Raw genomic sequence first — 26,611 nt, 5'->3', positions numbered from 1 at the left:
CGGTGCTGGTCTGCTCCATGCTCGCCCGCGGCCGGGGCGGCGACTCGTGGCTGCGGACGGCCGGGCTGGTGTTGTCGAGCACCACGACGGTCGCGGCGTGGTCGCGCCTGCTGGCGGCGTTCGCGGTGCTCGACGAGTCCGCGGCGCTGGTCGCTCTCGCGAGCGTGCCGGTCGTCGTCGCGGCGGGGACCGCGGACCGGTACGTGCCCTTCGCGCATTCGGAGTCGATCGTCGCGCTCCTGCCGCATGCCGAGCTGGTGCGGATCGCAGGTGCCGGGCATCGGATCCTCGCCGAATGCCCTGACCAGGTGGCGTCCGCGCTGGGACGACTGCTCGCTGGCCCCCGCACGTTCGACGGGCGGCTGCAACGCAATGCGGTCTGATGGCTCGTCGCCCGGTCAGCCGCTGGGCGAGTCGTTGCACGCGTCGAATCGGTCCCGGTGGAGCGCGATCGCGTCCTCCGGTACGGACGGCGCCGGCGAAGTGGTTCGTGGTCGGACCAAGGCCGACAACGTCGCCGGTGAGAACCCACGGATACCGGTCCGAATCCTCACCGCTCCGGATACTTGCAGACGCGGCGGGCCATCCACGGCCACCACGATTCCGGGGCGAGCGACGTGGCGACATCCCGGGCATGTCCACGCCGGCTTCACGGGTGCGGCCACCCGAGCCCCCGACGCCCCCACGCGCACACTCGGGTCGATCCCGGCCGTGCCCACTCACCGGTACGGAGCGTTGTCGGGACCGCGGACGCGATGCGAGCCTGAGTCGATGACAGCCGAGCCGGGCACCGACGCCACCGAGATCACCAATCTGCTGTACACCTACGCCGAGCGCATGGATGCCGGCCGGTTCGAGGACGCGGCGGCGCTGTTCGCGCATGCGCGGGTGCGACTCGGGGGCGGGCGCGAGCTCGCCGGGGGGGCGGGACTGGCCGACATGTGGCGCGCGACGGTGAAGGTTCACGGGTGCGGAACACCGCGAACCAAGCACGTCGTCGCCAATCCTCTGCTGGACATCGACGCCGTCGCCGGGCGTGCGACGTGCCGGTCGTACTACACCGTGCTGCAGGGGACCGCGGAGCTGCCGTTGCAGGTTGTCGCCGCCGGCCGCTACCTCGACGAATTCGAGCGGGTGGACGGGCGGTGGCGCTTTTCTGTCCGCGACTATTCGCTGTTCGACCTGCCCGGGAACACGGGTGAGCACCTACGCGGCACGACGCGCAGTCTTCCCGCCGACCGCGCGGACGTCATCGCGGTGATCAACCGCTACTCCGACGCGCTCGACGACCGCGACTGGGCGTGCCTGGACGACTTCTTCACCGAGGACGCGGCGGCCCGCTACGGCAGTGCGGACCGTGCTCCCGTCACCGGACGGGCCGAGATCGTCCGGATGATCCGGTCGAATCTCGACGGCTGCGGTCCGTCGCAGCATCTGTTCGGCAACCACGTCGTCGAGATCGACGGGGACACCGCCCTGTCGTCGTGCAAGGCCCGCGTCTGTCATTTCGGAGCGGGCGATCGTGCCACGCTCGAACCGTACGAGTGCTTCGGCGTCTACCGGCACACGCTGCGCAGGACCGACGCCGGCTGGCGGGTCGCCGAGCTGTTGTTCGACGTCCGGCACACCGTCGGCGACATCCGGGTGCTGCAGCCGCGCTGACGGCACCCGATCAGGGCAGGAACCGTTCGATCGCGTCCCGCGCGGCGAGCGCCTTCGTGCCGTAGGGGGCGTAGAGATCGGGGGTCAGGCGCGAGGCGGGCCCGGAAATACTGAAGCACCCCCGCACGACTCCGCTCCGCCCGCGCAGCGCGACCGCGACCGCTGCGATCCCTTCGTGCAGGCCCTGCTCGGTCACGGCGTATCCGCGGGCGCGAATGTCCGCGATCTCGCGCCGAAGCGTGTCCGGATCGGTGACGGTGTGGTCGGTGACCGAGACGAGCCCGTCGGAGAGGAACTCCTCGATCCGGTCGTCCGGGAGCGAGGCGAGATATGCCTTGCCCGTGGATGCCGCGTGCAGGGGCAGTCGTGTGCCCAGGGCCAGGAACGCCCGTAATTGATGGGCACTGTCGAGGCGCTCGATCAGTACCAGTTCGTTTCCGTCCGGAACCGCAAGGTGGACGGTCTCGCCGGTCTCCGACTGCAGCCGGCCGAGTTCGGGCAGCGCGACACGGCGTAGTTCGTCGCCGGAGGACATCGCGCTGCCGAGGCTGAAGGCCCGGCCGGTGATGACCCACTGGCCGGGATTCGCCGGTGCGGTCCGCAGCCAGCCTGCGTCCGCGAGTGTTCTGAGGCATCGCTGAACCGTGCTCTTGGGAACGTCGAGCCGCTTGCTCAGCTCGGACAGACCGATGGGCTGCGCCAGCGCAACTTCCTCGAAGACGCGAAGTGCTGTGAGGACGCTGTTCATCGGTGACCTTTCACTTCGCCGGTTGACGCCGGACATCGCGGACTATAGTTTAAGCCGGACCGCATTATGGCACATCGGTCCATAATATGGACCAATATGTGCGGGACTCCGTCCGGTAGGACTCGAGAAAGGACCCGTCATCGATGACCACCACGACGCCTCGGCCGCTGCTGACCTCCCTCGTCGATGCCGCAGGAGAGGACCGCGCCGCCGTCCGGGTCGGTGACGATTCGCTCACCCGGTCCGAACTGCTGGCCGCGGCCGCCGCCGTAGCGGACGAGATCGGCGGTTCCCGGAGGGTCGCCGTCGACGCGACCGCAAGCATCGAAACCGTCGTCGCGGTGGCGGGGTGTCTGCTGGCGGGCGTGGCCGCGGTGCCCGTGCCCCCGGACTCCGGCCCCGCCGAGCGGCAGCACATCCTGAAGGACTCGAACGCGCAGCTGTGGCTCGGCGCGCCGCGCGACGACGTCGCACTGCCCACCGTTCCGGTCGACCCGCGCGCACGATCCGGATCCTCCTGGGCCGAGGCCGACCCCGGCGAGACCGCGATGATCATGTACACCTCGGGTACCACGGGCTCCCCGAAGGGCGTCGTACTGTCGCGGTCCGCGGTGGCGCACGGCTTGGACGGGCTGGCGGACGCGTGGAACTGGACCTCGGACGACGTTCTGGTCCACGGACTTCCGCTCTTCCACGTCCACGGTCTGATCCTCGGTGTGCTGGGCGCGCTCCGGCACGGGTCGCCCCTCGTGCACACCGTGCGTCCGAAGCCGGAAGCCTATGCGGCAGCAGGAGGTTCACTGTACTTCGGCGTTCCCACCGTGTGGTCGCGAGTCGTGGCCGACGAATCATCCGCCCGCGCACTCGCATCCGCCCGCCTGCTGGTCTCCGGCAGTGCGCCCCTGCCTGTTCCGGTGTTCGAGCGCATGCGGGCGCTGACGGGTTCCGAGCCGATCGAACGCTACGGGATGAGTGAAACCATCATCACGCTCAGTACCCGATTCGACGGCGAGCGCCGGCCCGGATGGGTCGGCCTGCCCCTCCGGGGAATCTCCAGTCGCCTGCGGGACCAGGCCGGGAACCTCGTCCCGCACGACGGGGAAACCTTGGGGCAACTCGAAATCGCCGGCCCGACCCTCTTCGACGCGTACCTGAACAACCCTGAGAAGACCGCCGAGTCCATGACCGAGGACGGATGGTTCAAGACGGGGGACATCGCGGTGGTCGACGAACTCGGATTTCACCGCATCGTCGGCCGGGAATCGATCGACATGATCAAGTCGGGTGGCTACCGGATCGGTGCAGGTGAGGTGGAGACGGCTCTGCTGAACCACCCCGCTGTCGAGGAGGCCGCCGTGGTGGGCGTGCCGGACGACGACCTCGGGCAGCGCATCGTGGCGTACGTGGTCGGGGACCGGCACGATCCCGAGGAACTCTCGGATTTCGTTGCGCAGACCCTCTCCATCCACAAGCGTCCCCGCGAGATCCGCTCGGTCGACGTGCTTCCCCGCAACGCGATGGGCAAGGTGCAGAAGAAGCTCCTCGTCGAGGACTACCTGGCCGGGGCCTGAACGATCGAGGTGGACGGCGCTGACGCCCGCCTCCGTCCCGGCCGGTCGGGGGAGTGCGCCCCCGGAGGGACGGGGCCGGCCTGCTGCCGAACGGAATGAAACGGACGAGTTCGGCATCAGGGTGAATGCGGCGATGCGAACGAGATCGGCGGTCGGATCAGGGGCCCGGCCGGCCCTTCCCGGGGCAGGGTGGAGCGGTGCCGCGGTGTGTCGTGGGACACGGAACGGTCACGGTGCATCCGCCGACGGAGGTCGCGCCGGCCTGTTCGGGCCCGGTGGGCGCCGGGTGCAGCGCGCATCGACGCCGATCCGGCTGCCGTGGCGGGCCGCATCCTCGCCTGAAGGCTATTCCTCGCGAATTCTGTTGTAACAGAGTGTAATACGGCATCGCCGTCTCGGTCGGACTCCGGATCGGGTCGGGGCTGCCGGTCGCGGCGCCGCCCGTCCGGGGCGACGCCGCGGCGCGGTCCGGCCGGTCACGAACCAAGGCGGAGTGCGGCGTGTATCCCTCGTCACCCGTCAATGTGCTGTTCGTCACGATGCCTTGAAAACCTGCCTACCTGCAACGTTACCTGGTTGTGACCTTAAGGCCGCTCGATGGTGATCCGGCGGGGAGCAACGATCTCTCTGCGGTAACGCCCGTGGCCCCGTTTCGGAGGCCGAACCGAACTTCGGCCGAATCCTGGAGCACGACCGCATGTCCGTTTCATCCTCGCGCCGTTTGCGTGCCGCCGTCGCCGCCGCGGCCTTGATCACCACCGCCACGACCGCCGCCGTCGCGGCCGGTACCTCCTCCGCGGGGGCCGATCCGGTCCCCTCCGCGCCGACTCGGTTCCAGGAACCCGGCAACCTGCTCGCGGCGCTGGATTTCCAGAGCCTTTCCACCGGGCAGTGGGCCGGGGTGGACAACCCGGCCGCCGGCGAACCCACGACCTCCCCGGATGCGGCCGAGGTCGCGGCGGAGCCTGCCCCGGCTCCTCCGCCGCCGCCCGCCGTCACCCCCGACGAACTGCGGCGCATCGTGCCCGGTATCCAGCCCGAGAAGATCGATCAGTACATCGCCCCGCTGAACGACGCGATGACGCACGGCGGCATCGACACGCCGGTCCGTCAGGCAGCGTTCATCGCGCAGCTCGCCGTCGAGTCCGATTCCTTCCGCACGTTCGAGGAGTACGCGTCCGGACGGGCCTACGAGGGCCGGGCCGACCTCGGCAACACCCAGCCGGGCGACGGCGTGCGCTACAAGGGCCGCGGCGCCATCCAGATCACCGGCCGGCACAACTACGAGAAGCTGAGCCAGGAGACCGGGGTGGACTTCGTCGGAAACCCCGAGTTGCTCGCCGCGCCGGAGAACGCGTTCTCCGCGGCCGCCTGGTACTGGACCTCGCGCAACCTCAATCAGGTTGCGGAGACCACCGGGATCGTCCGGGTGTCGGAACTCGTGAACGGTGGCCACAACGCCCTCACTCGCCGGATCGACGACTTCCAGCGCGGTCTGGACGTGCTGCTCCAGCCGTAGTCTCCTCGCGCGGGACCACGGCTGGCGGCGACCGTGGGCTCCGTCGCCTCCGGCGACCGTGGGCCTGTCGCCTCCGGCGACCGTGGGCCTGTCGCCTCCGGCGACCGTGGGCCTGTCGCCTCCGGCGACCGTGGGCCTGTCGCCTCCGGCGACCGTGGGCCTGTCGCCTCCGGCGACCGTGGGCTCTGTCGCGACTATCCGAGGTTGTCGGAGGACGATGCCGCCGGTTCCGGCTGCGCCATCGCGGAGTTCCGGCTCGTGGCCGGTCTCCCGGGGACGAGCGCGAGCAGCATCGTCGCGACCGCCACCGCGAAGCACGCGCCGTAACCGATGTGTGGTGCGGCGAGCGACACCAGGAACGGCACCGCGAAGCCCAGGTAGATCAGGCAGTAGAAGACCGCCACCGTCTGTGCCAATTGGTCCGGTGGTGTGATGTTCTCCACGATCACCAGGCCCGACACGAGCAGAATCCCGTAGCCGGCTCCGAAAAGGACCGCCGCGACGAGCACCGCGACCACGGCCCCCGGCCCGTCCACGACCACCGCGACGGTGGCCGCCGCGAACCCGGACACCCCCAGTCCGATCCCGGCCCGCACGCCGCGATCCTCACCGTCCCGGGTGATGCGCCGGGCCCAGGGCTGGATCACGGCGCCGGTGAGCAGGGTCAGCGCGGCGACCGCGCCGGTGAATGCGACGGCCACGCCGCTCACCCGATCAGACACGATCGGTGGCATCGTGGCGAAAGAGACGGTCGCGCAACCGAACACCCACGGCGCCCATGGAACGACGCCCCAGCGGAAGCGGCGGGACGCCAGCGCGGACAGGTGCCGGGAACCGCGCGCCGTGCGCGGGACGTGACCGTCGTGGACGCCCCACACCGCCACGAGCGCCACCACCATGAGGGTGATGTGCACGATGTACGGCACATGGTCCGGTGCCGGCAACCATTGCGCGATGAGCCCGGCGAACAGCGCTCCGCACCCGAATCCGGCCGACAACGACACCGCCGCTCGGCGGGCGCCGACTCCCGGTCCCTTGCTGAGTTCCTTCATCCATGCGGTACCCGCGCCGAACGCCATCCCCGATGCCAGGCCGGCGAGGATCCGCCCCGGATACAGCAGCGCGGGGGTGTGCGCGCCGAGCAGCAGGACGATCGACGACGCGATGCTCACCGGGATCATCGCGCGGATCACCGGCCGGCGTCCGATCCGGTCGGCGAGCCGGCCGAACCAGAGCAACGCGGGGATCAGCCCCACGACGTAGGAGCCGAGCATGGCGGTGAACGAGTCGCTGCCCAATCCGAGATGATCGCGGTACACCAGCTGCATCGGGGCGAACTGGTTGGCGCCCCAGCTCACCGCGAAGACTGCGAACGCGACACGGGCCCAGGACGGAATCATCCCCCGATCCTGTCAGGCGCGCCGGCCCCGGCAGGTGGCAACACTTCACACCGACGCGACCCTGTTCCTGTGCACAGTGGCCGTTGGACACGTCGGAGCCGGACCTTAGCGTTCTCGTTCATTCCAGCGTTCCGGTTCTTCGTCGACGAAGGAGCTCATGTGGTGGCCGACCGTTCCCCCGCACTCGACACCTCGCGATCGGGTGAGTGGACAGTCGCCGACGCACACTCGATCGCGGCGGCCGTGGGCCGGAGGGAAGTCACGGCACGCGAGGTGGTCGAGCAGTATCTCGGCCGTGTCACCGACCACAACCCCCGGCTGAATGCCCTGGTCACCGTCGCTGCCGACCAGGCGCGGGCGCAGGCGGACGCGCTCGACGACCGCCTCGATCGCGGCGCCGCGCCAGGGCCCCTCGCCGGTGTGCCGTTCACGGTGAAGGACCTGATCGCCACGGCGGGCGTGCGCACCACGGCCGCCTCGCGCGCGCTCGCCGACAACGTGCCGACGGTGGACGCCCCGGCCGTGGCGGCGATGCGATCGGCCGGGGCAATCCTCGTCGGCAAGACCAACACGCCCGAGTTCGGAACCTCCGGCCTCACCGACAACGAACTGTTCGGTCCGACCGTCAACCCGCTCGGTGACCCATCGGTGCCCCGATCGCCCGGTGGCTCGAGCGGTGGCGAGGCGGCGGCGATCGCGTCCGGGATGAGCGCCCTCGGCCTGGGAACGGACTTCGGCGGGTCGGTGCGCTGGCCCGCGCACTGCACCGGACTGTGCTCGATCCGTCCCACGGCGGGGCGGGTGTCCGCGGACGGCCAGTATCCGGGTGTGCTCGCCGGCGAGCGCGTGCTGGCCAACCCCACGACGGTGCACGGCGCCCTGCAGACCGTCGGCCCCATGGCGCGGAGCCTCGACGACGTCGCCCTCGCGCTCCGGGTGGTCTCCGCGCCCCACATCGCCTGGACCGATCCGGCACTCGTCGACGTGCGCAGGCTCGACATCACCTGGGCGGCGGGGGAGGGAACCGTTCCGGTCGCCGAGGACATCGTCGGCGCGGTGCGGGACGTCGCCGGCCGGCTCGGCGCCCGGCCGTATCGCGGGGCGGCACTGGCGGAAGGCAACGACCTCTTCGGGCGTCTGCGCGCCACCCAGACCCACACCGACATCGCGGCGCTGGCGGACGTCGGCCGGTTCGGTGCGACCGTCCGGGCCATGCTGACCACCGCGGGCCGCGCGGGGCAGCGGGAGGTCGAGAACCTGTGGGATGCGCGGACCCGATTCGTTCATCGCCTGCTCGGTGAAATGGGCGATGTGCTGGTCCTTCCGGTCGCCTCCATCGGCGCGCCCCCGCTCGGCGCGGACCGCTTCGACGTCGGCGGCCGGTTCCTCACCTGGCAGGAAGCGCTGGCGAGTTGCCGCACGATCAGTCTCGCGGGTTTCCCCTCGGCCGTCGTGCCGGTGGGGGAGACGAGCGACGGCATGCCGATCGGCGTCCAGATCGTCGCCCGGCCCTACCACGAGCACGTCGCGCTGGCGGTCGCCGCGCGGGCGGCGTGACCCCGATCGGCCGAGGAGGAACACAGTGAGAGACGTTCTCGATGAGATTGCGCAGTGGTTCGCGTGCGACGAGGCGTTCGCACTGGCGACGGTGGTGCGGACCTGGAAGTCGTCGCCGCGTGCCCCGGGTGCCGCGATGGCGGTGTCGCGGTCGGGTCAGGTGCTGGGAAGCGTCTCGGGCGGCTGCATCGAAGGCGCCCTGTACGACGTCGCGCTGGCCGTTCTCGACGACGGGCACTGCCGCACAGAGGTTTTCCGTGTCACCGACGACGACGCGTTCGGCGTCGGGCTGACCTGTGGTGGCACCATCGAGGTGTTCGTCCAGCGGGTCGATCGCCACACCTACCCCGAATTTCCGGAGGTGGCCCGCCGGATCACTGCCGGCGATCCCGTCGCGGTCGTGACGGACCGCAGCGGCAGCCGCGCACGTCACCGGGTCGTCACGCCGGAAGGCTCGGACCGGGAGTCGCGGGCGGACGCCGAGGCGCGGCGGCTGCTCCGCTCGGGCGAGTCCCGGACCTTCGTCGACGGAGTCGGCGACCCGGGCGAAAGTTCGCCCGTGGTAGAAGTTTTCGCACCGCGCCCGCGGATGTACATCTTCGGCGCGATCGACTTCGCCGCTGCCCTGTGCACGGCGGGCAGGTTCGCCGGCTATCACGTCACGGTGGTCGATGCCCGGCCCGTGTTCGCGACCCGCGCAAGGTTTCCCGCCGCGGACGATGTGGTGGTGATGTGGCCGCACGTCTTCCTGGATTCGGCGACCGTCGATTCGAGCACGGTCGTCGCGGTCCTCACACACGACGAGAAGTTCGACATTCCGCTGCTCGAGCGGGCACTTCGCAGCGATGCCGCCTACATCGGGGCGATGGGCAGCCGATCCACGCACGAGCGCAGGATCGCGCTGCTGCGGGAGACCGGCCTGTCGCAGGCCGAGCTGGACCGGTTGTACTCGCCCATCGGGCTCGACCTCGCGGCCCGCACTCCGGAGGAGACCGCGATAGCCATCCTCGCGGAGATCCTCGTGGCGACACGCGGCGCCACAGGCGAGAGCCTCGTCCGGCTCCGGGGGCCGATCCACCGCGACCGCACCGACCGGACGGCCCAACCCGCCGGGTGCCCCACACCGATTGACGGTGCTGCTGTCGCCCTCTAATGTCACTTGTCTCCCGAGCGGGGGACGAACGACCGGTAGGTGAACGGGTGTAGCTGTGACGTTGCGTGACACGGAAGAATCGGACGGCGACACCGTTGCGCTCGACCCCACCCCGTTCGCGGACGTCGTCGCGTCGGGGCTGTTCGAGGCGCCGGTTCTCGTCGCGGGTGACATCGCCACCGCACGCGCGGTCACCGGTGTGGCAATGATGATGCTTCCGGACATCGGGCCCTGGCTGCGCCCGGGACAACTGATCGTCACGTCCGCGACAGTGCTCGCGCGGGTCTCCGGAACGGCGGCCGATCTCCTGGCGCGGCTCGACCGGCACGAAGTTTCCGGGCTCGTCGTCCGGATCGATTCCGACGATCCGTTCCCCGGATGGCCGCCTTCGGACGCACCCGTTCCGGTCCTGACGATCTGCGACGAAGTCGTCGCGGACCACCGGTTCGCCCCCGCACTCCGCGACATGGCGGCGGCTCAGGTCGATGCGGTGTTCCGGGCCGATCACCTGCGGCGCGGACTGCTCGAGATCGTCACGGCCGGTGGCGGGCACAGGGCCCTCGCGGAAGGCGTGTCGCGGGCACTCGGTGGAGCGGTGCTCATCACGACGCCCGACGGACGTCAAACCTGCAGGGTCGGAGACGAATCCGACCTGTGCCGGCTGGCGTCGACGCCGGCGGTGGACGCAACGGGACGAGTCCGTACCGATTCGATCGAGGGCGGACTCGGACTGCACCGCTTCGGCGACGAGCACGTGGCCATCGCAGCGATCTCGGCGAACGGGATCGATCACGGCCGTCTCGTTCTCTCCTGCCGGTCCCGTGCGCTCACGTCGGCCGATCTCTACCTGGTCGAGCAGGCGGCGACGGTCTGTGCGCTGGTCGTCAGCCGGGAGCTCGCGGTGTCGGCGATCGAGGAGAAGCATCGCGCCAACTTCGTCCGGGATCTGCTGCGCGGACGTGCCGGCGAACCCGAGCAGGTCGTGGTGCACGCGCAGATGTTCGGCTGGAACCTCGACCGGCCCGTCGTCGTCGTTGCCGTCGAACCGGACCAGGTTCCGGACGATGCCCCGGCGACACCTGCCCGGCTGCCGGTGGTGGAACGCCAGGCGCGGGCGTTCGCCGGTGCGCTGGCCGGACGTGACTCCGGCGCGTCCGTCACTGCTCTCGGAACCGAATTCGTTGTCCTCATGGGGGAGAACAACGACACGATGACGCTGGTGCACGAACTCGTCGCGCAGGTGCGGGGCGCCGGCGGCGGCGGTCGCCGGCCCTTCGGGGTCGGGGTGTCGCGGGCGTCGTCGTCCACCGACGACCTGCCGGCGCTCTACGGTCAGGCCCGCACGGCACTCGAAGTGGGGCGGAAGATCTCGGGTTCGTGGGCGGTGACCCACTTCGACGACCTGGGCGTGTACCGGCTGCTCAGTCTCGTCGAGGACACCGACGAGCTCGAATCCTTTGCGCGCGAGACCCTCAAGGAGCTGACCGACGGTACGGCCGAGGCCCAGGACATGTGCCGGACGCTCGAGGTTCTCCTGGCAACCAACATCAACATCGCAGAAGCCGCCCGCCAGTTACATTTTCATTACAACACGTTGCGATACCGGGTGGCGAAACTCGAGAAGATCCTCGGGCCCTTCACTGCGCAGCCCGAACTGCGCCTGGACCTTTCGCTCGCGCTGAAGATCATCGCGATGCGGGGGATCGGTTCCTGACGATCAATCGCGGATGTTGCCAATTTCTCGGGCCCCGTCCTGGCAGATTGCTCCCAGGCCCGATGCCTGCGGCTCCGTTAGCGTTTGCGCCTAACCGAGGGTCGCGTGTGATCGGAAACACAGATGTAACAATGCGCGTGGACTCTATCGGCACCCACACCCTGCCTGAAAGGTCCGACCATGCCCATCTGGACAGTGCACGGAGACGGTAAGAACATCGAACCGGGACAAGTGGTCGCACCGAACGAACGGCTGAGCTGGGGCCGCACGATCGGGCTGGGTGGCCAGCACGTGGTGTCGATGTTCGGCGCGACCTTCGTCTTCCCCATCATCATGGGTCTCAATCCGCAGCTGGCAGTGATGCTTTCGGGCTTCTGTACGCTGTTCTTCCTGCTCGTGGTCAAGGGCCGGATTCCCAGTTACCTGGGAACGTCGGCCGCCTTCGTCGGCGGCATCGCCGCGATCTACGCGCAGGGCGGCTCACCGTCCGACGTCACCGGGGCGATCATGGTCTCGGGACTGGTGCTCGGCGCGATCGGTATCGCCGTCCACTTCCTCGGCGGCTCTTTGATCTTCAGGCTCCTGCCTCCGGCCGTGACCGGCGCGGTGGTCATGCTCATCGGTTTCAACCTCGCACCCGTCGTGGCCGGCACCTACTGGCCGCAGGATCAGTGGGTGGCCCTGATCGTGATGATCGTCCTGGTCGTGTCCAGCGTCGTCCTGCGCGGATTCCTCGGGCGGGTCGCGATCTTCCTGTCCCTGCTGTTCGGCTACGCACTGTCGTGGATTCTCGACGTGGTCACCGGGCCGATCACCTCCTACGACGCCGGTGCCGACGCCGTCACCGAGCATCTCCGCGTGAACTGGGACGGCGTGGCATCCGCACCGTGGTTCGGGCTGCCGCCCTTCACCGACGAAGCCGCCGGCATCGTGGGAATCCACGCGCCGTCGTTCAGTCTCACGTTCATCGTGCTCGTCCTGCCCGGGGTGATCGCCCTGATCGCCGAGAACGCCGGCCACGTCAAGGCGGTCGCGGAGATCACCGAGACCGACCTCGATCCGATGATGGGACGAGCTCTGGCCGCGGACGGTTTCGCCACCGCGATCGCGACCGGTGTCGGCGGATCACCGACCACGACGTACGCGGAGAACATCGGTGTCATGGCCGCCACCAGGGTGTACTCGACGGCCGCGTACGCGGCCGCCGGTGTGATCGCGATGCTGCTCGGCTTCTCGCCGAAGTTCGGCGCGGTCATCTCCGCGACCCCCGGGGGTGTGCTCGGCGGAATCACGGTGGTCCTCTACGGCATCATCGGTCTGCTCGGCGCCAAGATCTGGAACGAGAACGGCGTCGACTTCGGAAACCCGCTCAACTTGATGCCCATCGCCGCCGGTCTGATCATCGCGATCGGTGACACCAGTCTGCAGTTCACCGACACGTTCTCGCTCAGCGGCATCGCACTCGGCACCATCGTCGTCATCGTTCTGTACCACCTGTGCCGGGTGATCGCCCCGAAGAGCGATCCCGGCCACGGCGGTGGCGACGCGGCGGGCGGTCCGCGACGAGCGGACGGTCCGGACGGTCCGGACGGGGAGAGTGACCCGGAGCGTGTTCGGCAGCTCGCGTGACCTCCATTACTTGTGACAGTGTCACACGGTGAGCTTTGTCACTTGTTCACGAAAAACGAAACGAACGATGCGGGCAGGATCTGTTGAATGAAACCGTCGCCACTCACCTACCATCGGCCCCGGTCGATCGACGAGGCATGCGAAATCCTCGCGAGGGTCGCCCCTGAAGGCAAAGTGCTCGCCGGCGGACAGTCTCTGATCCCGCTGCTGTCGATGCGGCTCGCGGCGCCGGCCCATCTCGTCGACATCGGCTCGATCCCGCGCTTCGACACGGTGTCCGCCTCGTCCGAGCTCGGCGTCACCTTCGACGCGCTGACCACGCACGCGGACCTCGAGGCCCATGCGGGTGCGGCGCAGGTGCAGCCGTTGCTCGGGCGGGCGCTCCGGCTGGTCGCGCACCCGACGATCCGCAACCGCGGAACCACGGTGGGATCGATCGTCCATGCCGATCCCTCGGCCGAGATGCCGGCGGTGCTGGCGTTGCTCGGCGGGTCCGTCACCGTCCGTTCGATCCGCGGAGCCCGGCAGATCCGGGCCGGCGAGCTGTTCGCGGGACCGCTCGAGTCGACGCTGGAGACAGACGAGATCGCGACGAGCGTGACGGTGCCGCCCGCACGCCCGGGCACCGGCACCGCGATCGACGAAATTGCCCGCCGGCACGGGGATTACGCCCTCGTCGGGGTGGCCGCGCAGGTCGAGGTCGACGACGGCGCGGTGGTGTCGGCGCGGATGACGTACATCTCCGCCGGCGAGTTCGGCCGGGTCGTCGACCTCGGTGACACGCTTCGCGGCGCATCGGCGCACGATGCGCGGGACCCGTTGTGGCAGACGGCGGCCGAGGAGGCGCGGGATTCCGTCGAGACGGAATCCGACATCCACGCGACCGCTCGTTATCGATCGCAACTCGTAGCGGCGTTGACCGGCCGGGTCGGTTTCGCCGCAGCGCAGGACGCCGTGCGCGACGCGACCCGCGTCTCGGCGCAGACGGGAGGACAACGATGAGCAACAGCCCTCGGACGGGCGGCCGGGGCCGCACCGTCGCCGAACAGATCGAGGATCTGCAGGCGGACACCGGCGAACACCACGTGGCAGTGACGTTCACCCTCAACGACGTGACGCAGACCGTCGTGCTACCGTCCCGTACGCTCGCCTCCGACGCGATCCGGCACCACCTGCGGCAGACCGGAACCCATGTCGGTTGCGAGCACGGTGTGTGCGGAGCCTGCACCGTGCTGCTGGACGGCAAGCCCGTCCGCTCCTGCCTCGTCCTCGCGGCGAGTCTGGAAGGCCGGTCGGTGACGACGGTCGAGGGTCTGGTCGAACCCGACGGCACCCTGCATCCCGTGCAGCAAGCGTTCATCGACTGCCACGGACTCCAATGCGGTTTCTGCACTCCGGGTTTCATCACCACGATCGCGGCATTCCTCGAGGACAACCCGTCCCCCACGCGGGAGGAGGCGACCGAGGCGATCGCCGGCAACCTCTGCCGGTGCACCGGCTATCGGAACATCGGTGCAGCAGTACTGCGTGCCGCCGAGATCACCCGGGAACGGTCGGGAGGTTCGCCGTTGGGACCCGACGACGAAACCTCGCGGGCTGCACTGGACACGGCATCGGACTCGCGGGTGCGCGGCGCGACCGCTCCCGTCGGCGGAAAGGCGGCAAGGTCGTGACCACGAGCCCCACGGTGTCCGCGGCAACCGATGTCGCGCCCACGGAGACACACCATGCGACCGAGCCCGGCAAGTCGTTCGGCAGCCCCATTCCGCGTGTCGAGGACCGTCGCCTGGTCAGCGGCAACGGCCGCTACCTCGACGACCTCGGGCACGGAGCGCTCGCCGCGGCCTTCGTCCGGTCACCGCACGCGCACGCCCGCATCCTCGGGATCGACATCGATGCCGCTCTCGAAGTGCCCGGCGTCCATGCGATCTACACCTACGAGGATCTCGAGGCGGACTCCGCGGAGGTCGCCGAGAGCCTGCCGTTGCTGATTCCGCACCCCGCCATCACGGCTCCGCGCAACGGATATCCGCTCGCGAAGGACGAGGTCAACCATGTCGGTGAAGCCATCGCGATGGTCGTGGCCGACAACCGGTACATCGCCGAGGACGCGTGCGCACTGATCGACGTCTCCTACGACGCGCTCCCCGCGGTGGTCGGCATCGACGTCGCGCGCCGCGCCGAGCGGGCGGTCCACCCGGACGTGCCGGACAACATCGCCGCCCACCTCCGGCACGGTTTCGGGGACGTCGACGCAGAACTCGCCGCGGCACCGCACCGGCTGACACTGAACCTCGAGATCGAACGCTCGGCATCGATGCCGATGGAGGGCAAAGGCGTCTACGCCCGCTGGGACGACGACGAGCAGGCACTCACGTTCTGGACGTCCACCCAGACCTCGACGTCCGCGCGGGCAGCCATCGCCGCCCGCCTCGGCATGGCGCACAACAAGGTTCACTGCATCGCCCCGGACGTCGGCGGTGGATTCGGTGTGAAGATCGTTCACCCCTGGCCCGAGGAGGTCATGGTCACCTGGGCTGCCCGCAAGCTCGGCCAGGCGGGTATCTCCAGCGAGGTCAAGTGGGTCGAGGACCGGCGGGAGCACTTCGTCTCGAGTGCCCACGAGCGTGGTCAGGTACACGAGGTGACCGTCGGCTTCGACGACGACGGCCGGCTCCTCGCCTTCGACTTCTCGATCTGGCACGACAACGGCGCGTACCTGCCGTACGGCATCATCGTTCTGCTCAACACCTCCACGCAGGTGCTCGGCCCGTACAAGCCACGGGCGTTCCGGGTGGACGGGTACTCGCTGTACACCAACACGGTCATCGTCACGCCCTATCGCGGGGCGGGCCGGCCGCAGGGCGTATTCGCGATGGAGCGCTCGATGGATGCGATTGCGAAGTACCTCGGCAAGGACGTCATCGAGGTTCGCGAGACCAATCTCATCCGGCCGGAGGAGATGCCGTACGACTTCCACCTCATCTTCCAGGACGGACGCCCCCTCATCTACGACACCGGCGACTATCAAACCGGGATCGACAAGGTGAAAGCCCTCATCGGCTGGGACGAGTTCGCCGAGTACAAGCAACGCGCGCAGACCGAGGGGCGACGCGTCGGCATCGGCGTCGGAGCCTACGTCGAGGGCACCGGACCGGGGCCGTACGAGGGCGCACACGTGCTCGTCGAAACCTCCGGCAAGGTCAAGGCCGCGACGGGATTGACGACGCAGGGCCAGGGGCATCAGACCTCGTTCGCACAGATCGTCGCGGACGATCTCGGAGTGCCGGTGTGCGACGTCGAGATCGTCACCGGGGACACCCGCCGATTCGGTTACGCCGTCGGAACGTTCGCCTCCCGCGGCGCGGTCATGTCCGGATCCGCGTTCCACGTCGCCGCACAGATGGTCGCGGAGAAGGCGAAAGCGATCGCCGCCGAGCACCTGCACGTCGGTTCGGACGCACTCGAACTGCGCGACGGTCACGTCTGTGTCGTCGGCACCGAGGCCGGCGCTGCCGGTACCTCGATCCCGCTGGGCGTGGTGGCAGTGCTGTCCAACCCGCTCCGGTACGCCTTCGACGACGCGTCGCGGCAGGCGACGGGGTTCGCGAAGGCCGACACCGACATGACGGTGCCGCCCGTGCGCGAAGGCGAGCAGCCGGGACTCGAAGCCACCGGGTACTACTCGCCGCCCACATCCACGTTCGCTTCGGGGGTGCACGCGGCGATCGTCGAAACCGATCCCGTCACAGCCGAAATCACGGTTCTGAAGTATGCGGTCGTGCACGACTGCGGCAACGTCATCAACCCGCGGATCGTCGAGGGACAGGTGCAGGGGGCGGTGGCGCAGGGGATCGGCGGTGCGTTGTACGAGAGGATCGTCTACGACGAGCACGGCCAGATGCTCAACGCGTCCTATATGGACTTCCTCATGCCGTTCGTCACGGAGATGCCGGACTCGCTCGAGATGGACCACACCGTCACCCCGTCCGGGCTCAATCCGCTCGGGATGAAGGGCGCCGGGGAGGCCGGGGTCATCCCGACGACCGCGGTGATCGCCGCGGCGATCGAGGATGCCGAAGGCATCCCCATCACCACTATGCCGATATCCCCGTCGGAACTGTTCGAGCTGCGTCTGGCGCACGCGGAGACCCGAAACAAGGAGAACGAATGAGAATCGCCGGTACCGCGGAACTGCAGGCACCGCCCGAGGTCGTGTACGACAGCCTCCAGGACGGTCGCGTCCTGGCGGCGACCATTCCCGGTGTGCAGTCGCTCGAGCAGATCAGCGACAACCACTACAAGCTGTCGATCACCGCGGGAGTCGCGTCCATCAAGGGCACCTACGACGGGGAAGTCGTCCTCTCGGAGCAGAACCGGCCGGAGTCGTTCGTCATGACGGCGTCGGGTTCCGGTGCACCGGGCACCGTGAAGGCCGACGTGACGGTCCGGCTCGAGGAACGAGACGGCGGCACCGTTCTCAGCTACGACGCCGACGCGGTCGTCGGCGGCATGGTCGGCGGTGTCGGTCAGCGGATGATCACCGGCGTGGCAAAGAAGATGGCCGGAGTGTTCTTCAACGGCATCGACGGCGTGATCGCGAACGGCATCCCCGCCGCCGCGGTCGCCACCCCGTCCGACGCGCAGCCCGTGGCCGAGGGCGCGGCGGCCGCCGAACGCCTGACTCCGGTGGGCCCCGGAGCGCTGCCGGCGCCTTCCCTCGAGAACATCCCGGTGACAACGGTTCTCGTATCCGCAGGTGTCGGAGCCGGAATCGCGCTGGCCGGCGTCGTCATCGGCGCAGTCCTGGCACGCAGATAACAGTCCTCGACGATCGGCACGGCACCCCCGGGGCTCACGGCCCCGGGGGTGCCGTCGTTCGTCCGGGCCAGGGGCCCGCGGAAGTGCACGAACCGCCAACCAGGACGGGCGAGTTCGGCGACATGTGACAAAGAAACCGTGCCCCGCAGCCTGTGGAATGTCATCAGACGTCAGGTGTGAACCGGCGAGACGACACCAGGAGGACACATGGGATCCAGGAAGATTCGGGTCGGCATCGACACCGGTGGGACATTCACCGACGTGGTGGCGGTCGACGACGAGTCCGGCGCCATCGTCACCACGAAGACGCCGTCGACACCGCACGATCCGGCGGTCGGATTCCTCGCCGGCATCGAGAAGGTACTGGCACAGCTCGACGAGACCGGCGACGCGATCGGCGCGGTCAGCCACGGCACGACCGTCGCCACGAACAAGCTGCTCGAAGGCAAGGTCGAGAACCTCGGATTCATCACCACCGAGGGCTACGAGCACGTACTGGAGATTGCTCGCCAGTCGGTGCCGGACGGATACGGCAACTCGTACTTCTGGGTCAAGCCCGACCGCATCGTCCCGGCCGATCGCGTGCGCACGCTGCGCGGGCGTCTCGACTTCGAAGGCAACGAGATCCGTCCGCTCGACGAGGACGACGTCCGCGCCGCGGCACGGTTCTTCCGAACCCGCGAGATCCTCACCATCGGCGTCTGCCTGATGCACGCGTACGCGAATCCCGCTCACGAGCAGCGGGTGCGGGACATCCTCCTCGAGGAGTACCCGGAGGCGACGGTGAGCATCTCCAGCGAAGTGCTGCGCGAGTACCGGGAATACGAGCGGTCGATCACGACCCTCGTCGACGCCGCGGTCAAGCCGAACATCCGCAGCTACGTGAACAACATCGCGACCCGGCTGCGGGAATTCTCCTCGGCGGAGGGCGAGCAGCGCGAGATCCCGTTCTACGTCATGAAGTCCAACGGTGGCGTCCTCTCCGCCAAGGAGGTCGTCCACCAGCCCATCACCACCGTGCTGTCGGGGCCGGCGGCGGGTGCGCTCGGTGCCGCATTGATCGCCGGCGTCGCCGGAGTCGACCAGGTGCTCACCTGTGACGGTGGCGGAACATCGACGGACGTCACCGTCGTCGTCGGCGGCGAACCCGCTCTCACCACCGAAGGTCGCGTGGGTGTGTACCCGTCGAAGATCCCCATGATCGACGTGGTGACCGTCGGCGCCGGTGGTGGTTCGATCGCATGGCAGACCCCGGAGGGCACGCTGCGTGTCGGCCCGCAGTCGGCCGGCGCCGATCCCGGTCCGCTGTGCTACGGCAAGGGCGGCAGCGAACCGACGATCACCGACGCGCACGTCCTGCTCGGCCGGATCCCTCCGCATCTGCTCGGCGGCGAGATTCCACTCGACACGGAACTGGCGCGCAAGGGAATCGAAGAACTCGCGCACCGGCTCGGTCTCGAGTTCGAGGCCTGCGCCACCGGCATCCTCGAGGTGTCGGCGTGGAACCAGGCCAACGCCCTCCGGCAGATCACGGTCAAGCGAGGTCTCGACGTCCGTGACTTCACGCTGGTGACCTTCGGCGGCTCCGGTTCGCTGCTCGCGTGCCGCCTGGTCGACATTCTCGGTCTCAAAGACGTTCTGGTGCCCCTCAATCCCGGCAACGTCTCCGCGTTCGGGTTGCTCACCGTCGACGTTCGCAACGACTACGTGCAGACTCACGTCAGCCGGCACGACCGCCTGAAGATCGAGGAACTGCAGGCCGGACTGGACGCCCTCGCCGTCGAGGCCGAACGTGCGCTCGCGGACGAAGGATTCGGTCCCGACGAGCGGCAGTATGCGCGTTCGGCGGACCTGCGGTACTTCGGGCAGGCATTCGAGGTGCGCGTGCCGCTGGGTGCCGGTCCGGTGACCCGCGAACTCATGGACGAAGCAGCGGAGCGGTTCCACGACGCGCACCGGGAACTGTACGGATACGACTTCCGGGGAGATCCGCACCAGCACGTCGAATGGGTCAACCTGCGGGTGAGCGGGATCGGGCCCATTCAGCGTCCCGAACTCGTGGAGATCGCCGCGGGGACCGGCGCGGAGTCCGCGCTCACCGGCACCCGTGAGGCCTACTTCGACGGATGGGTCACCACGAGCGTCTACGACCGCACCCGTCTCGGTGCCGGTGACGAACTCGAGGGTCCCGCGGTGATCGAGGAGTTCAGCTCCACGGTTCCCGTCCACCCGGGATTCCGCGCCCGTATCGACACTTTCGGCAACATCCGCATCAGCAAGACGTCCGACTCGAACGGAGCCAACCGATGACTGCGACTCTCGAGCCCCCCGCGGCCGCGACCGCCAAGCCCTACCGGCTGACCGACGCCTCCGGAAGCGCACCCGACCCGGTGCTCGTCGAGATCGTCGCCGGGTACCTCGCGAGCGTCGAAATGGAAGTGGAGACGTCCATTTCACGCACCTCGCGCTCGCCGATGATTCGCGACGCCCACGACTTCCGCGCCGGTATCCACGACCGCAACCTGCGCAAGCTCACGGGCCGTTCGTATTCGGCGCTCGTGCATCCGGTGGCGCGCGACTTCCCGCTCGACACCATGAAGCCCGGCGATGTCTTCTTCCACAACGACGTCTATCTGTCCGAAGGCGGCATCGGTCACCTGCCCGACCTGTGCGTCACCGTCCCGGTCTTCGCGACCCGCCCGGGCGACACCGAGCCGTCGGTCGTCGCGTTCGTGCAGGCATTCGGCCACCACGACGATATCGGCGGCTGCTGCCCCGGCTCGATGCCGTCGGGGGCGACCACGGTGTACGAGGAAGGGTTGATGGTCCCGCCGATCAAGCTGTGGGATCAGGGTGTGCCGAACGAGGCGGCGCTGCGGATCATGACCCGCAACTCGCGCATGCCCGACTCGCTCGCCGCGGACCTCGACGCCGAGTGCTCGGCCTGCCTGATGGGTGCGCGCCGGTTGTCCGAGCTGTTCGACCGGTACGGCGTCGAGACCGTCGAGTCGTGCTTCGACGCGATCCTCGACGCGACGACCGAGACCTACCGCCGAGAAATCCTCAGCAAGATCCCCGAGGGCTCGTACACCTGGGAGGACTACGCCGAGCACGACGGTGTCGACGAGCCGAAGCTGCACGTCCAGCGGATCACGCTCACCAAGACCGGGCCCGAGGCGGAAGGCGGGGAGCGGTTGATCCTCGACTTCACCGGAACCGGTCCGCAGGCGAAGGGCCCGATCAACCATTGCGGTGACTACGCCGACGGCAACTTTCTCGTCAAGTGGCTCGCGCCGATCCTCCGCAATCTCGCCGACACCCCGGAACGCATGGCCGAGCTCGACGTCAACGAAGGCGTGGTGCCGCTGATCGAGATGAAGTTCCCCGAGAAGGGCACGCTCATCACGCCGATCTTCCCGGCTCCCACCAACGCTCGCACGTTCGTGATCCTCCGTCTGCTCGGTGTGCTCTCCGGTGTGGTCGCCAAGGCGGTCGACGGCAACATGCCCGCCGACCAGGAGACCATCCGCTACACGGGTGTGTACGGCGAGGACTTCGACGGCCACTCGTACCTCATGCGTGAGGTGCTCGGCGGCGGCTCCGGCGGCCGGCACTACGCCGACGGCGAGGACACCATCCACGTGGTCCCCGACTCGCGGAACCTGCCGACGGAATTCACCGAGAGCCGTTTCCCGTTCATCGTCGAGAAGCTGGGTCTGGCGATCGATTCCGGTGGCGCCGGCCGTTACCGCGGTGGTCTCGGTTACGAGAAGCACATCCGGATGCTCAAGGACGCCCACTTCATGTCCATCGCCGACCGCTCGATCCTGGCGTGCTGGGGTGTCAAGGGCGGCAAGGCCGGAAAGCCGTTCTCGGTGGTGCTCGATCCCGGGACCCCGAACGAGCGGGAATTCGACGCACTGACCGACGCCGAGCCGATCAAGGCCGGCCAGGTGGTGCGCATCCGCACCACCGGCGGTGGCGGCTGGGGCGATCCGCTGGACCGGCCCGTCGAGGACGTCGTGCGGGACGTGCTGTGGCGCAAGGTGTCCGTCGAGGGCGCCCGTGACGACTACGGTGTGGTGCTGGCGACCGACTCGACCGACGAGCCCGTCGCCGACGCGGAAGCAACCGACGTCCTGCGGGCCCGGATGCGCGCGGAGCGCGGTGACGAGCCGTTCTTCGACCGCGGGCCCGGTTACGCGAGGCTCTCCGGTGGAGCGGAGTTCGCAGAGTACGACTTCATCGGGAGCTGAAACCGTGGTACGTCGTTCCACCCCCCGCGGCGCCGACATCGCGGTGATCGGCGCCGCGGGGAAGACCGGTGCGGCCGTCGTGTCGGCGCTCGGGTCGGCGGCCCCCGTCCGCCGAGTGGTGCACACCGCTCGGCGGACGGGGGACCTCGCCGTCGACCTCGAGACCGGCGCCGGCCTCGACGAAGCTCTGACCGGTTGCCGCGCAGCGTATTTCATCGCACCCAACCTGCATCCCGACGAACCCGGGCTGTTCGAGCGATTCCTCGGGGCGGCGGTCGACGCCGGCGTCGAGCACGTCGTCTACCATTCCGTCGCGTGGCCGTACACGCCCGCGATGCCGCACCACATGGACAAGGCGCGATGCGAGGACGCACTGCACATCCGTGACGGCGTGCGGTGGACCGTGCTCCAGCCGTGCGCCTACGCCGAGAACTTCGCGGCCGTGCTCGACGGCGACTCGGACCTTCTCGAGGTGCCCTACGACTCCGACGCACCGTTCTCGTTCGTTGCGCTCGCGGATGTCGCGGCGGCGGCGGCACGGGTCCTGCTCGACGGCGCCGACGCACATCACGGCGCGACCTACGAGCTCGGCGGTCCGCAGGCCGTGAGTGTCCGGCAACTGTGCAACGCCACCGGCAGAGCGGTCGCGGTGATCCGTGTCCCGGCGGCCGAATGGATGGAACGGCACGGCCGGGCGCTGACGCCCGACGCTCGGGCACGCCTCGCCGCGATGTTCGAGTTCTACGACCGGCACGGATTCGTCGCGGGCAGCGCGAGCCTGGCGGCGCTGCTCGAGCGGGCACCGACCTCCGTCGTCGATCGGCTTCGGTGAGCCGCGCGGGGAACGGTGGTGTAGGAAGGGGAGTGTGACCGATCACAGCTCGAACGGCTCCGGCGGATCCGATTCCAGGATCCCTCCAGTGCTCATAGCAGTCGACGACGCCAGCGGTATCGGCGTCCTCACGCTCAATCGCCCCCGCCAGCGCAACCCGCTGTCCGTGGCCACGATGCGCGAGGTCATCACGGGACTGCGCGCGCTGGCCGCCGACAGCCGGGTGATCGTGATCCGGGCGGACGGTCCGGTGTTCTCGGCGGGGCACGACCTGCGGGAGATGATCGGGCGCACCCTCGAGGAGGAACGTGCGATCTTCGACGTGTGCAACGAGATGATGCGCACCGTGCAGTCGATCCCACAGCCGGTCATCGCCTCGGTGCAGGGACCTGCGGTCGCCGCCGGATGCCAGCTGGTCGCGTCGTGCGATCTCGCGGTCGCGGCCACCGACGCGGTGTTCGGGACGCCGGGTGTGCGGATCGGCCTGTTCTGTTCGACGCCGATGGTCGCGGTGAGCCGGGCGGTCGGCCGCAAGCGCGCGCTACAGATGCTCCTGACCGGCGACACGATCGACGCCGAGACCGCCGCGGACTGGGGCCTGGTGAACTTCGTGGTGCCGCCGGAGGAACTGGAGATCCGGACCACGGAACTGGCCGCGAAGATCGTGTCGGCGTCGTCGGCGACGGTGCGGATCGGCAAGGAAGCGTTCTACCGGCAGATCGATCTTCCGCAGGACGAGGCGTACGACGCGATGGCCGAGACGATGGCGGAGAACGCCGTGATCTGCGACGCGCAGGAGGGAATGTCGGCGTTCGTGGAGAAGCGTGCCCCCGTCTGGCAAGGACGGTGACGCGGGACGAAGGTTTACCGATCGTTCGGTCTCGACCAATGGTTGGACGTCCGATAACCTGACTTCCATGAGTCCCGACCCACGCTCGAACACCGTCGACGGTGTGCTGCACCGCTCGGCCGCCCGCTTCCCCGACCGCGTCGCGCTGCGCTTCACGGACCGAACCTTCACCTATCGTGAACTCGACGAGGCGGTCACCCGCACCGCCGCTCACCTGCGCTCCCTCGGGCTCGAGCAGGGCGACCGCGTCGCCGGGTACGGCACCAACTCCGACGCCTATGTGCTCGGCTACCTCGGTGCCGCGCGCGCCGGCCTCGTGCACGTGCCGATCAACTACGCCCTGCGCGGTGAGGAACTGAGCTACCTGCTCGGACAGTCCGGAGCGAAGGCCGTGCTCGTCGATCCACCGCTGCGCGCCAACCTCGACGCCGTCCTCGCCGACGTACCCGCCGGACACGTGCTGCCGCTACGCGACGCCGGCGACTCGCTGCTCGCCGTCGCATCCACCGGCGACGTGCCGGCCCTCGACGGTGGCGCGTCCGGTTCCGACCTCGCCCAGCTGCTCTACACGTCGGGTACCACATCGAAGCCCAAGGGCGCCATGATGACCCACAATGCGCTCGTGCACGAGTACACGTCGTCGATGGTCGCGCTCGACCTGTCCGCCGACGACAATCCACTCATCTGCATGCCGCTCTACCATTCGGCCGCCATGCACGTGTTCCTCATGCCGTACCTCGCGGTCGGCGCGACCGTCACGCTGCTGCCGTCCCCGGACATCCCGGAGATCCTGCGGCTCGTCGAATCCGAACGGATCGGATCGCTGTTCCTGGCGCCCACCGTGTGGGTGCCGCTCGCCAACCATCCCGACCTCGACACCCGCGACCTGTCGTCGCTGCGCAAAGCCCAGTACGGCGCCTCCATCATGCCGGTGACGGTGCTGAACCGGCTGCGCGAGCGCTACCCGGATCTCGGCTTCTACAACTGCTTCGGGCAGTCCGAGATCGGGCCGCTCGCGTGCGTGCTCGGCCCCGACGAACACGCCGACCGCCCGTCCTCGTGTGGCCGGGCCGTGCTGTTCGTCGAGACCCGCGTCGTCGACGCCGACGGCAACGACGTTCCCGTCGGCGAACCCGGCGAGGTCCTGTACCGGTCGCCGCAACTGTGCCTGGGCTACTGGGACAACCCGGAAGCCACCGCGGAAGCGTTCCGCGACGGCTGGTTCCACTCGGGAGATCTCGTCACCCGCGACGAACAGGGCTACATCACCGTCGTCGACCGGATCAAGGACGTCATCAACACCGGCGGCATCCTCGTCGCCTCCCGCGAGATCGAGGATGCCCTGTACACGCACCCGGCGGTCGCCGAGGTCGCGGTGATCGGCACACCCGACGAGAAGTGGATCGAGGCAGTCACCGCCGTCGTCGTACTCAAGGACGGCCACGAGATCACCGAGTCCGAACTCGTCGTGCACGTCAAGGAACGGCTCGCTCCGTTCAAGGTGCCGAAGATCGTGCGGTTCGTCGACACGCTGCCACGCAACCAGAGCGGCAAGCTGCTCAAGCGCGAACTGCGAGCGGTGTAGGCGGCGAACGTCGTTCGGTGGCAACGGCGAACGTCGTTCGGTGGCAACGGCGAACGTCGTTCGGTGCGAAGACAGTTCATTCGATCGGGCTGCACGGCCGGTAGCGGCCGTCGGGAAGCAAGGGAACTCATGGGGAGCAAGCACGTGCCGTCCTGGCACGACGACGAAGTCCGGGCGCTGTCGGAACTGGCCGGAGACTTCTTCGAACGCGAGGTCATGGCGCACGTCGAGAAGTGGGACGCACAGCACCGCATCGACCGGCAGGTGTGGCTCGAGGCAGGCAAGCTCGGCCTGCTCCTGTGCTCGATTCCGGAGGAATACGGCGGCGGAGGAGGAACATTCGCGCACGACCTCGCGGTGTTCGAAGCCCAGGGTTATGCGGGTGATCTCGCGTTGGGCATCTCCGTGCACAGCGGAATCGTCGCGCACTACATCCTCGAGTACGGCACCGAGGAGCAGAAGCGAACCTGGTTGCCGGGCATGGCCACCGGCGAGATCCTCGGTGCCATCGGCATGACCGAACCGGGCGCCGGGTCGGACCTGAAGGCGATCAAGACCACGGCGATCCGCGACGGCGACGAGTACGTGATCAACGGCTCGAAGACGTTCATCACCAACGGGTCGTCGGCCGATGTGATCGTGCTGGCCGTCAAGACCGATCCGAAGGCCGGCGCGAAAGGCATCTCGCTGCTCATCGTCGATCTGCGCGACTGCCCGGGCTTCGCCGTCGGCCGGGTGCTCGACAAGGTCGGCCAGCACGGAGCGGACACCTCCGAACTCTCGTTCACCGATGTGCGGATTCCCGTGTCGAACCTGCTGGGCGACAGCGAAGGCCAGGGTTTCGCGCAGCTCATGGCGCAACTCGTGCAGGAGCGTCTGATCATCGGCGCGCAGGCTGCCGGGGCAATGCAGCGGGCCGTCGAGGAGACGGTGCGCTACACCAAGGCGCGCCAGGCGTTCGGGCACACGCTGTTCGATTTCCAGAACACCGCGTTCGAACTCGCCGAATGCCAGACGATCGCCCGGACCAGCAGGATCTTCCTCGACCATTGCATCGAACAGCATCTGAAGGGACAGCTCGACCCGGCGGATGCGGCGATGGTCAAGTACTGGCTGACCGACAAGCAGTGCGAGGTCGTCGACCGCTGTGTCCAGTTGCACGGCGGCTACGGGTACATGCGCGAATACCTGATCGCGCGGATGTACGAGGACGCGCGGGTACAGCGGATCTACGCCGGTGCCAACGAAGTGATGAAGATGCTCATCGCGCGGTCGCTGTAGTCCCCGCGCCCCACGGTGATGGGTGCCTCTCTG

At 68.7% G+C, this 26,611-nt stretch carries 20 protein-coding genes; 18 read left to right on the top strand and 2 right to left on the bottom strand.

The window, feature by feature from the left end; translation table 11 throughout:
* Positions 1–383, top strand: a 383-nt coding sequence (locus A8G15_RS31130) for an alpha/beta fold hydrolase (protein WP_245687875.1), incomplete at its 5' end; no start/stop codon positions are given.
* Between the two features lie 388 nt (positions 384–771).
* Positions 772–1,662, top strand: coding sequence for a nuclear transport factor 2 family protein (locus A8G15_RS31905; RefSeq protein ID WP_068162017.1), 891 nt, complete (start codon positions 772–774; stop codon positions 1,660–1,662).
* Positions 1,663–1,672: 10 nt separating this feature from the next.
* On the opposite strand, the gene A8G15_RS17080 is transcribed toward A8G15_RS31905, so the two are convergent.
* On the bottom strand, positions 1,673–2,410 hold the full coding sequence (locus A8G15_RS17080; protein WP_068162015.1) for an IclR family transcriptional regulator: 738 nt from the start codon (positions 2,408–2,410) through the stop codon (positions 1,673–1,675).
* 143 nt (positions 2,411–2,553) lie between these two features.
* On the opposite strand from A8G15_RS17080, the gene A8G15_RS17075 reads away from it, so the two are divergent.
* Together A8G15_RS17075 and A8G15_RS17070 are read left to right on the top strand one after the other, a co-directional pair.
* The gene (locus tag A8G15_RS17075; protein ID WP_068162012.1) at positions 2,554–3,981 is read left to right on the top strand and encodes an acyl-CoA synthetase; all 1,428 of its coding nucleotides are present in this window, start codon (positions 2,554–2,556) and stop codon (positions 3,979–3,981) included.
* 697 nt (positions 3,982–4,678) lie between these two features.
* On the top strand, positions 4,679–5,500 hold the full coding sequence (locus A8G15_RS17070) for a glycoside hydrolase family 19 protein (RefSeq protein WP_068162009.1): 822 nt from the start codon (positions 4,679–4,681) through the stop codon (positions 5,498–5,500).
* 194 nt (positions 5,501–5,694) lie between these two features.
* Here the strand turns inward: A8G15_RS17070 and A8G15_RS17065 are convergent, their stop codons facing one another.
* Positions 5,695–6,900: an MFS transporter gene (locus A8G15_RS17065; RefSeq protein WP_068162007.1), complete on the bottom strand. Its 1,206-nt coding sequence runs from the start codon at positions 6,898–6,900 to the stop codon at positions 5,695–5,697.
* A 162-nt stretch (positions 6,901–7,062) separates the two neighbouring features.
* On the opposite strand from A8G15_RS17065, the gene A8G15_RS17060 reads away from it, so the two are divergent.
* The 14 genes from A8G15_RS17060 (at position 7,063) to A8G15_RS16995 (ending at position 26,578) form a co-directional block, all read left to right on the top strand.
* Positions 7,063–8,457, top strand: a complete 1,395-nt coding sequence (locus A8G15_RS17060) for an amidase (protein WP_068162031.1) — start codon at positions 7,063–7,065, stop codon at positions 8,455–8,457.
* A 25-nt stretch (positions 8,458–8,482) separates the two neighbouring features.
* Positions 8,483–9,610, top strand: a complete 1,128-nt coding sequence (locus tag A8G15_RS17055; RefSeq protein WP_068162004.1) for an XdhC family protein — start codon at positions 8,483–8,485, stop codon at positions 9,608–9,610.
* Positions 9,611–9,665: 55 nt separating this feature from the next.
* Positions 9,666–11,324, top strand: coding sequence for a helix-turn-helix domain-containing protein (locus tag A8G15_RS17050; protein WP_156665439.1), 1,659 nt, complete (start codon positions 9,666–9,668; stop codon positions 11,322–11,324).
* Positions 11,325–11,504: 180 nt separating this feature from the next.
* The gene (locus A8G15_RS17045) at positions 11,505–12,953 is read left to right on the top strand and encodes a uracil-xanthine permease family protein (protein WP_068162001.1); all 1,449 of its coding nucleotides are present in this window, start codon (positions 11,505–11,507) and stop codon (positions 12,951–12,953) included.
* An 87-nt stretch (positions 12,954–13,040) separates the two neighbouring features.
* Positions 13,041–13,955, top strand: a complete 915-nt coding sequence (locus A8G15_RS17040) for an FAD binding domain-containing protein (RefSeq protein WP_068161998.1) — start codon at positions 13,041–13,043, stop codon at positions 13,953–13,955.
* Positions 13,952–14,626: a (2Fe-2S)-binding protein gene (locus A8G15_RS17035; RefSeq protein WP_068161995.1), complete on the top strand. Its 675-nt coding sequence runs from the start codon at positions 13,952–13,954 to the stop codon at positions 14,624–14,626. Before A8G15_RS17040 ends, A8G15_RS17035 begins: the two co-directional genes overlap by 4 nt.
* Positions 14,627–14,640: 14 nt before the next feature.
* Positions 14,641–17,127, top strand: a complete 2,487-nt coding sequence (gene cutA / locus A8G15_RS17030) for an aerobic carbon-monoxide dehydrogenase large subunit (RefSeq protein WP_068162023.1) — start codon at positions 14,641–14,643, stop codon at positions 17,125–17,127.
* On the top strand, positions 17,124–17,774 hold the full coding sequence (locus A8G15_RS17025; RefSeq protein ID WP_068161992.1) for an SRPBCC family protein: 651 nt from the start codon (positions 17,124–17,126) through the stop codon (positions 17,772–17,774). The genes cutA and A8G15_RS17025 overlap by 4 nt, the downstream gene beginning before the upstream one ends.
* A 207-nt stretch (positions 17,775–17,981) precedes the next feature.
* Complete coding sequence (locus A8G15_RS17020; protein ID WP_068161989.1) at positions 17,982–20,084, top strand: hydantoinase/oxoprolinase family protein; 2,103 nt, start codon at positions 17,982–17,984, stop codon at positions 20,082–20,084.
* Positions 20,081–22,030 carry a hydantoinase B/oxoprolinase family protein gene (locus A8G15_RS17015; RefSeq protein ID WP_068161986.1) on the top strand — a complete coding sequence of 650 codons (1,950 nt, stop codon included), beginning with the start codon at positions 20,081–20,083 and terminating at the stop codon, positions 22,028–22,030. The genes A8G15_RS17020 and A8G15_RS17015 overlap by 4 nt, the downstream gene beginning before the upstream one ends.
* A gap of 4 nt (positions 22,031–22,034) precedes the next feature.
* Complete coding sequence (locus A8G15_RS17010; RefSeq protein ID WP_068161984.1) at positions 22,035–22,862, top strand: NmrA family NAD(P)-binding protein; 828 nt, start codon at positions 22,035–22,037, stop codon at positions 22,860–22,862.
* A gap of 79 nt (positions 22,863–22,941) precedes the next feature.
* Positions 22,942–23,712: an enoyl-CoA hydratase gene (locus A8G15_RS17005; RefSeq protein WP_245687876.1), complete on the top strand. Its 771-nt coding sequence runs from the start codon at positions 22,942–22,944 to the stop codon at positions 23,710–23,712.
* A gap of 67 nt (positions 23,713–23,779) precedes the next feature.
* Positions 23,780–25,297 carry an acyl-CoA synthetase gene (locus A8G15_RS17000; RefSeq protein WP_068161978.1) on the top strand — a complete coding sequence of 506 codons (1,518 nt, stop codon included), beginning with the start codon at positions 23,780–23,782 and terminating at the stop codon, positions 25,295–25,297.
* Between the two features lie 129 nt (positions 25,298–25,426).
* Positions 25,427–26,578: an acyl-CoA dehydrogenase family protein gene (locus tag A8G15_RS16995; protein ID WP_068161976.1), complete on the top strand. Its 1,152-nt coding sequence runs from the start codon at positions 25,427–25,429 to the stop codon at positions 26,576–26,578.
* Positions 26,579–26,611 lie beyond the last annotated feature (33 nt).

This window comes from Rhodococcus phenolicus (assembly GCF_001646785.1).
In the GTDB taxonomy this organism is placed as follows: domain Bacteria; phylum Actinomycetota; class Actinomycetes; order Mycobacteriales; family Mycobacteriaceae; genus Rhodococcus; species Rhodococcus phenolicus.
This window is presented reverse-complemented; position numbering and strand designations above follow the sequence as displayed.

What these genes read in the sequence shown, in the direction of transcription:
- A8G15_RS17065 (WP_068162007.1), bottom strand. Translation starts at nt 6,900, where the DNA reads ATGATTCCGTCCTGGGCCCGTGTCGCGTTCGCAGTCTTCGCGGTGAGC.
- A8G15_RS17035 (WP_068161995.1), top strand. Translation starts at nt 13,952, where the DNA reads ATGAGCAACAGCCCTCGGACGGGCGGCCGGGGCCGCACCGTCGCCGAA.
- A8G15_RS17015 (WP_068161986.1), top strand. Translation starts at nt 20,081, where the DNA reads ATGACTGCGACTCTCGAGCCCCCCGCGGCCGCGACCGCCAAGCCCTAC.
- A8G15_RS17040 (WP_068161998.1), top strand. Translation starts at nt 13,041, where the DNA reads ATGAAACCGTCGCCACTCACCTACCATCGGCCCCGGTCGATCGACGAG.
- A8G15_RS16995 (WP_068161976.1), top strand. Translation starts at nt 25,427, where the DNA reads ATGGGGAGCAAGCACGTGCCGTCCTGGCACGACGACGAAGTCCGGGCG.
- A8G15_RS17080 (WP_068162015.1), bottom strand. Translation starts at nt 2,410, where the DNA reads ATGAACAGCGTCCTCACAGCACTTCGCGTCTTCGAGGAAGTTGCGCTG.
- A8G15_RS17020 (WP_068161989.1), top strand. Translation starts at nt 17,982, where the DNA reads ATGGGATCCAGGAAGATTCGGGTCGGCATCGACACCGGTGGGACATTC.
- A8G15_RS17000 (WP_068161978.1), top strand. Translation starts at nt 23,780, where the DNA reads ATGAGTCCCGACCCACGCTCGAACACCGTCGACGGTGTGCTGCACCGC.
- A8G15_RS17075 (WP_068162012.1), top strand. Translation starts at nt 2,554, where the DNA reads ATGACCACCACGACGCCTCGGCCGCTGCTGACCTCCCTCGTCGATGCC.
- A8G15_RS17025 (WP_068161992.1), top strand. Translation starts at nt 17,124, where the DNA reads ATGAGAATCGCCGGTACCGCGGAACTGCAGGCACCGCCCGAGGTCGTG.
- A8G15_RS17070 (WP_068162009.1), top strand. Translation starts at nt 4,679, where the DNA reads ATGTCCGTTTCATCCTCGCGCCGTTTGCGTGCCGCCGTCGCCGCCGCG.
- A8G15_RS17045 (WP_068162001.1), top strand. Translation starts at nt 11,505, where the DNA reads ATGCCCATCTGGACAGTGCACGGAGACGGTAAGAACATCGAACCGGGA.
- A8G15_RS31905 (WP_068162017.1), top strand. Translation starts at nt 772, where the DNA reads ATGACAGCCGAGCCGGGCACCGACGCCACCGAGATCACCAATCTGCTG.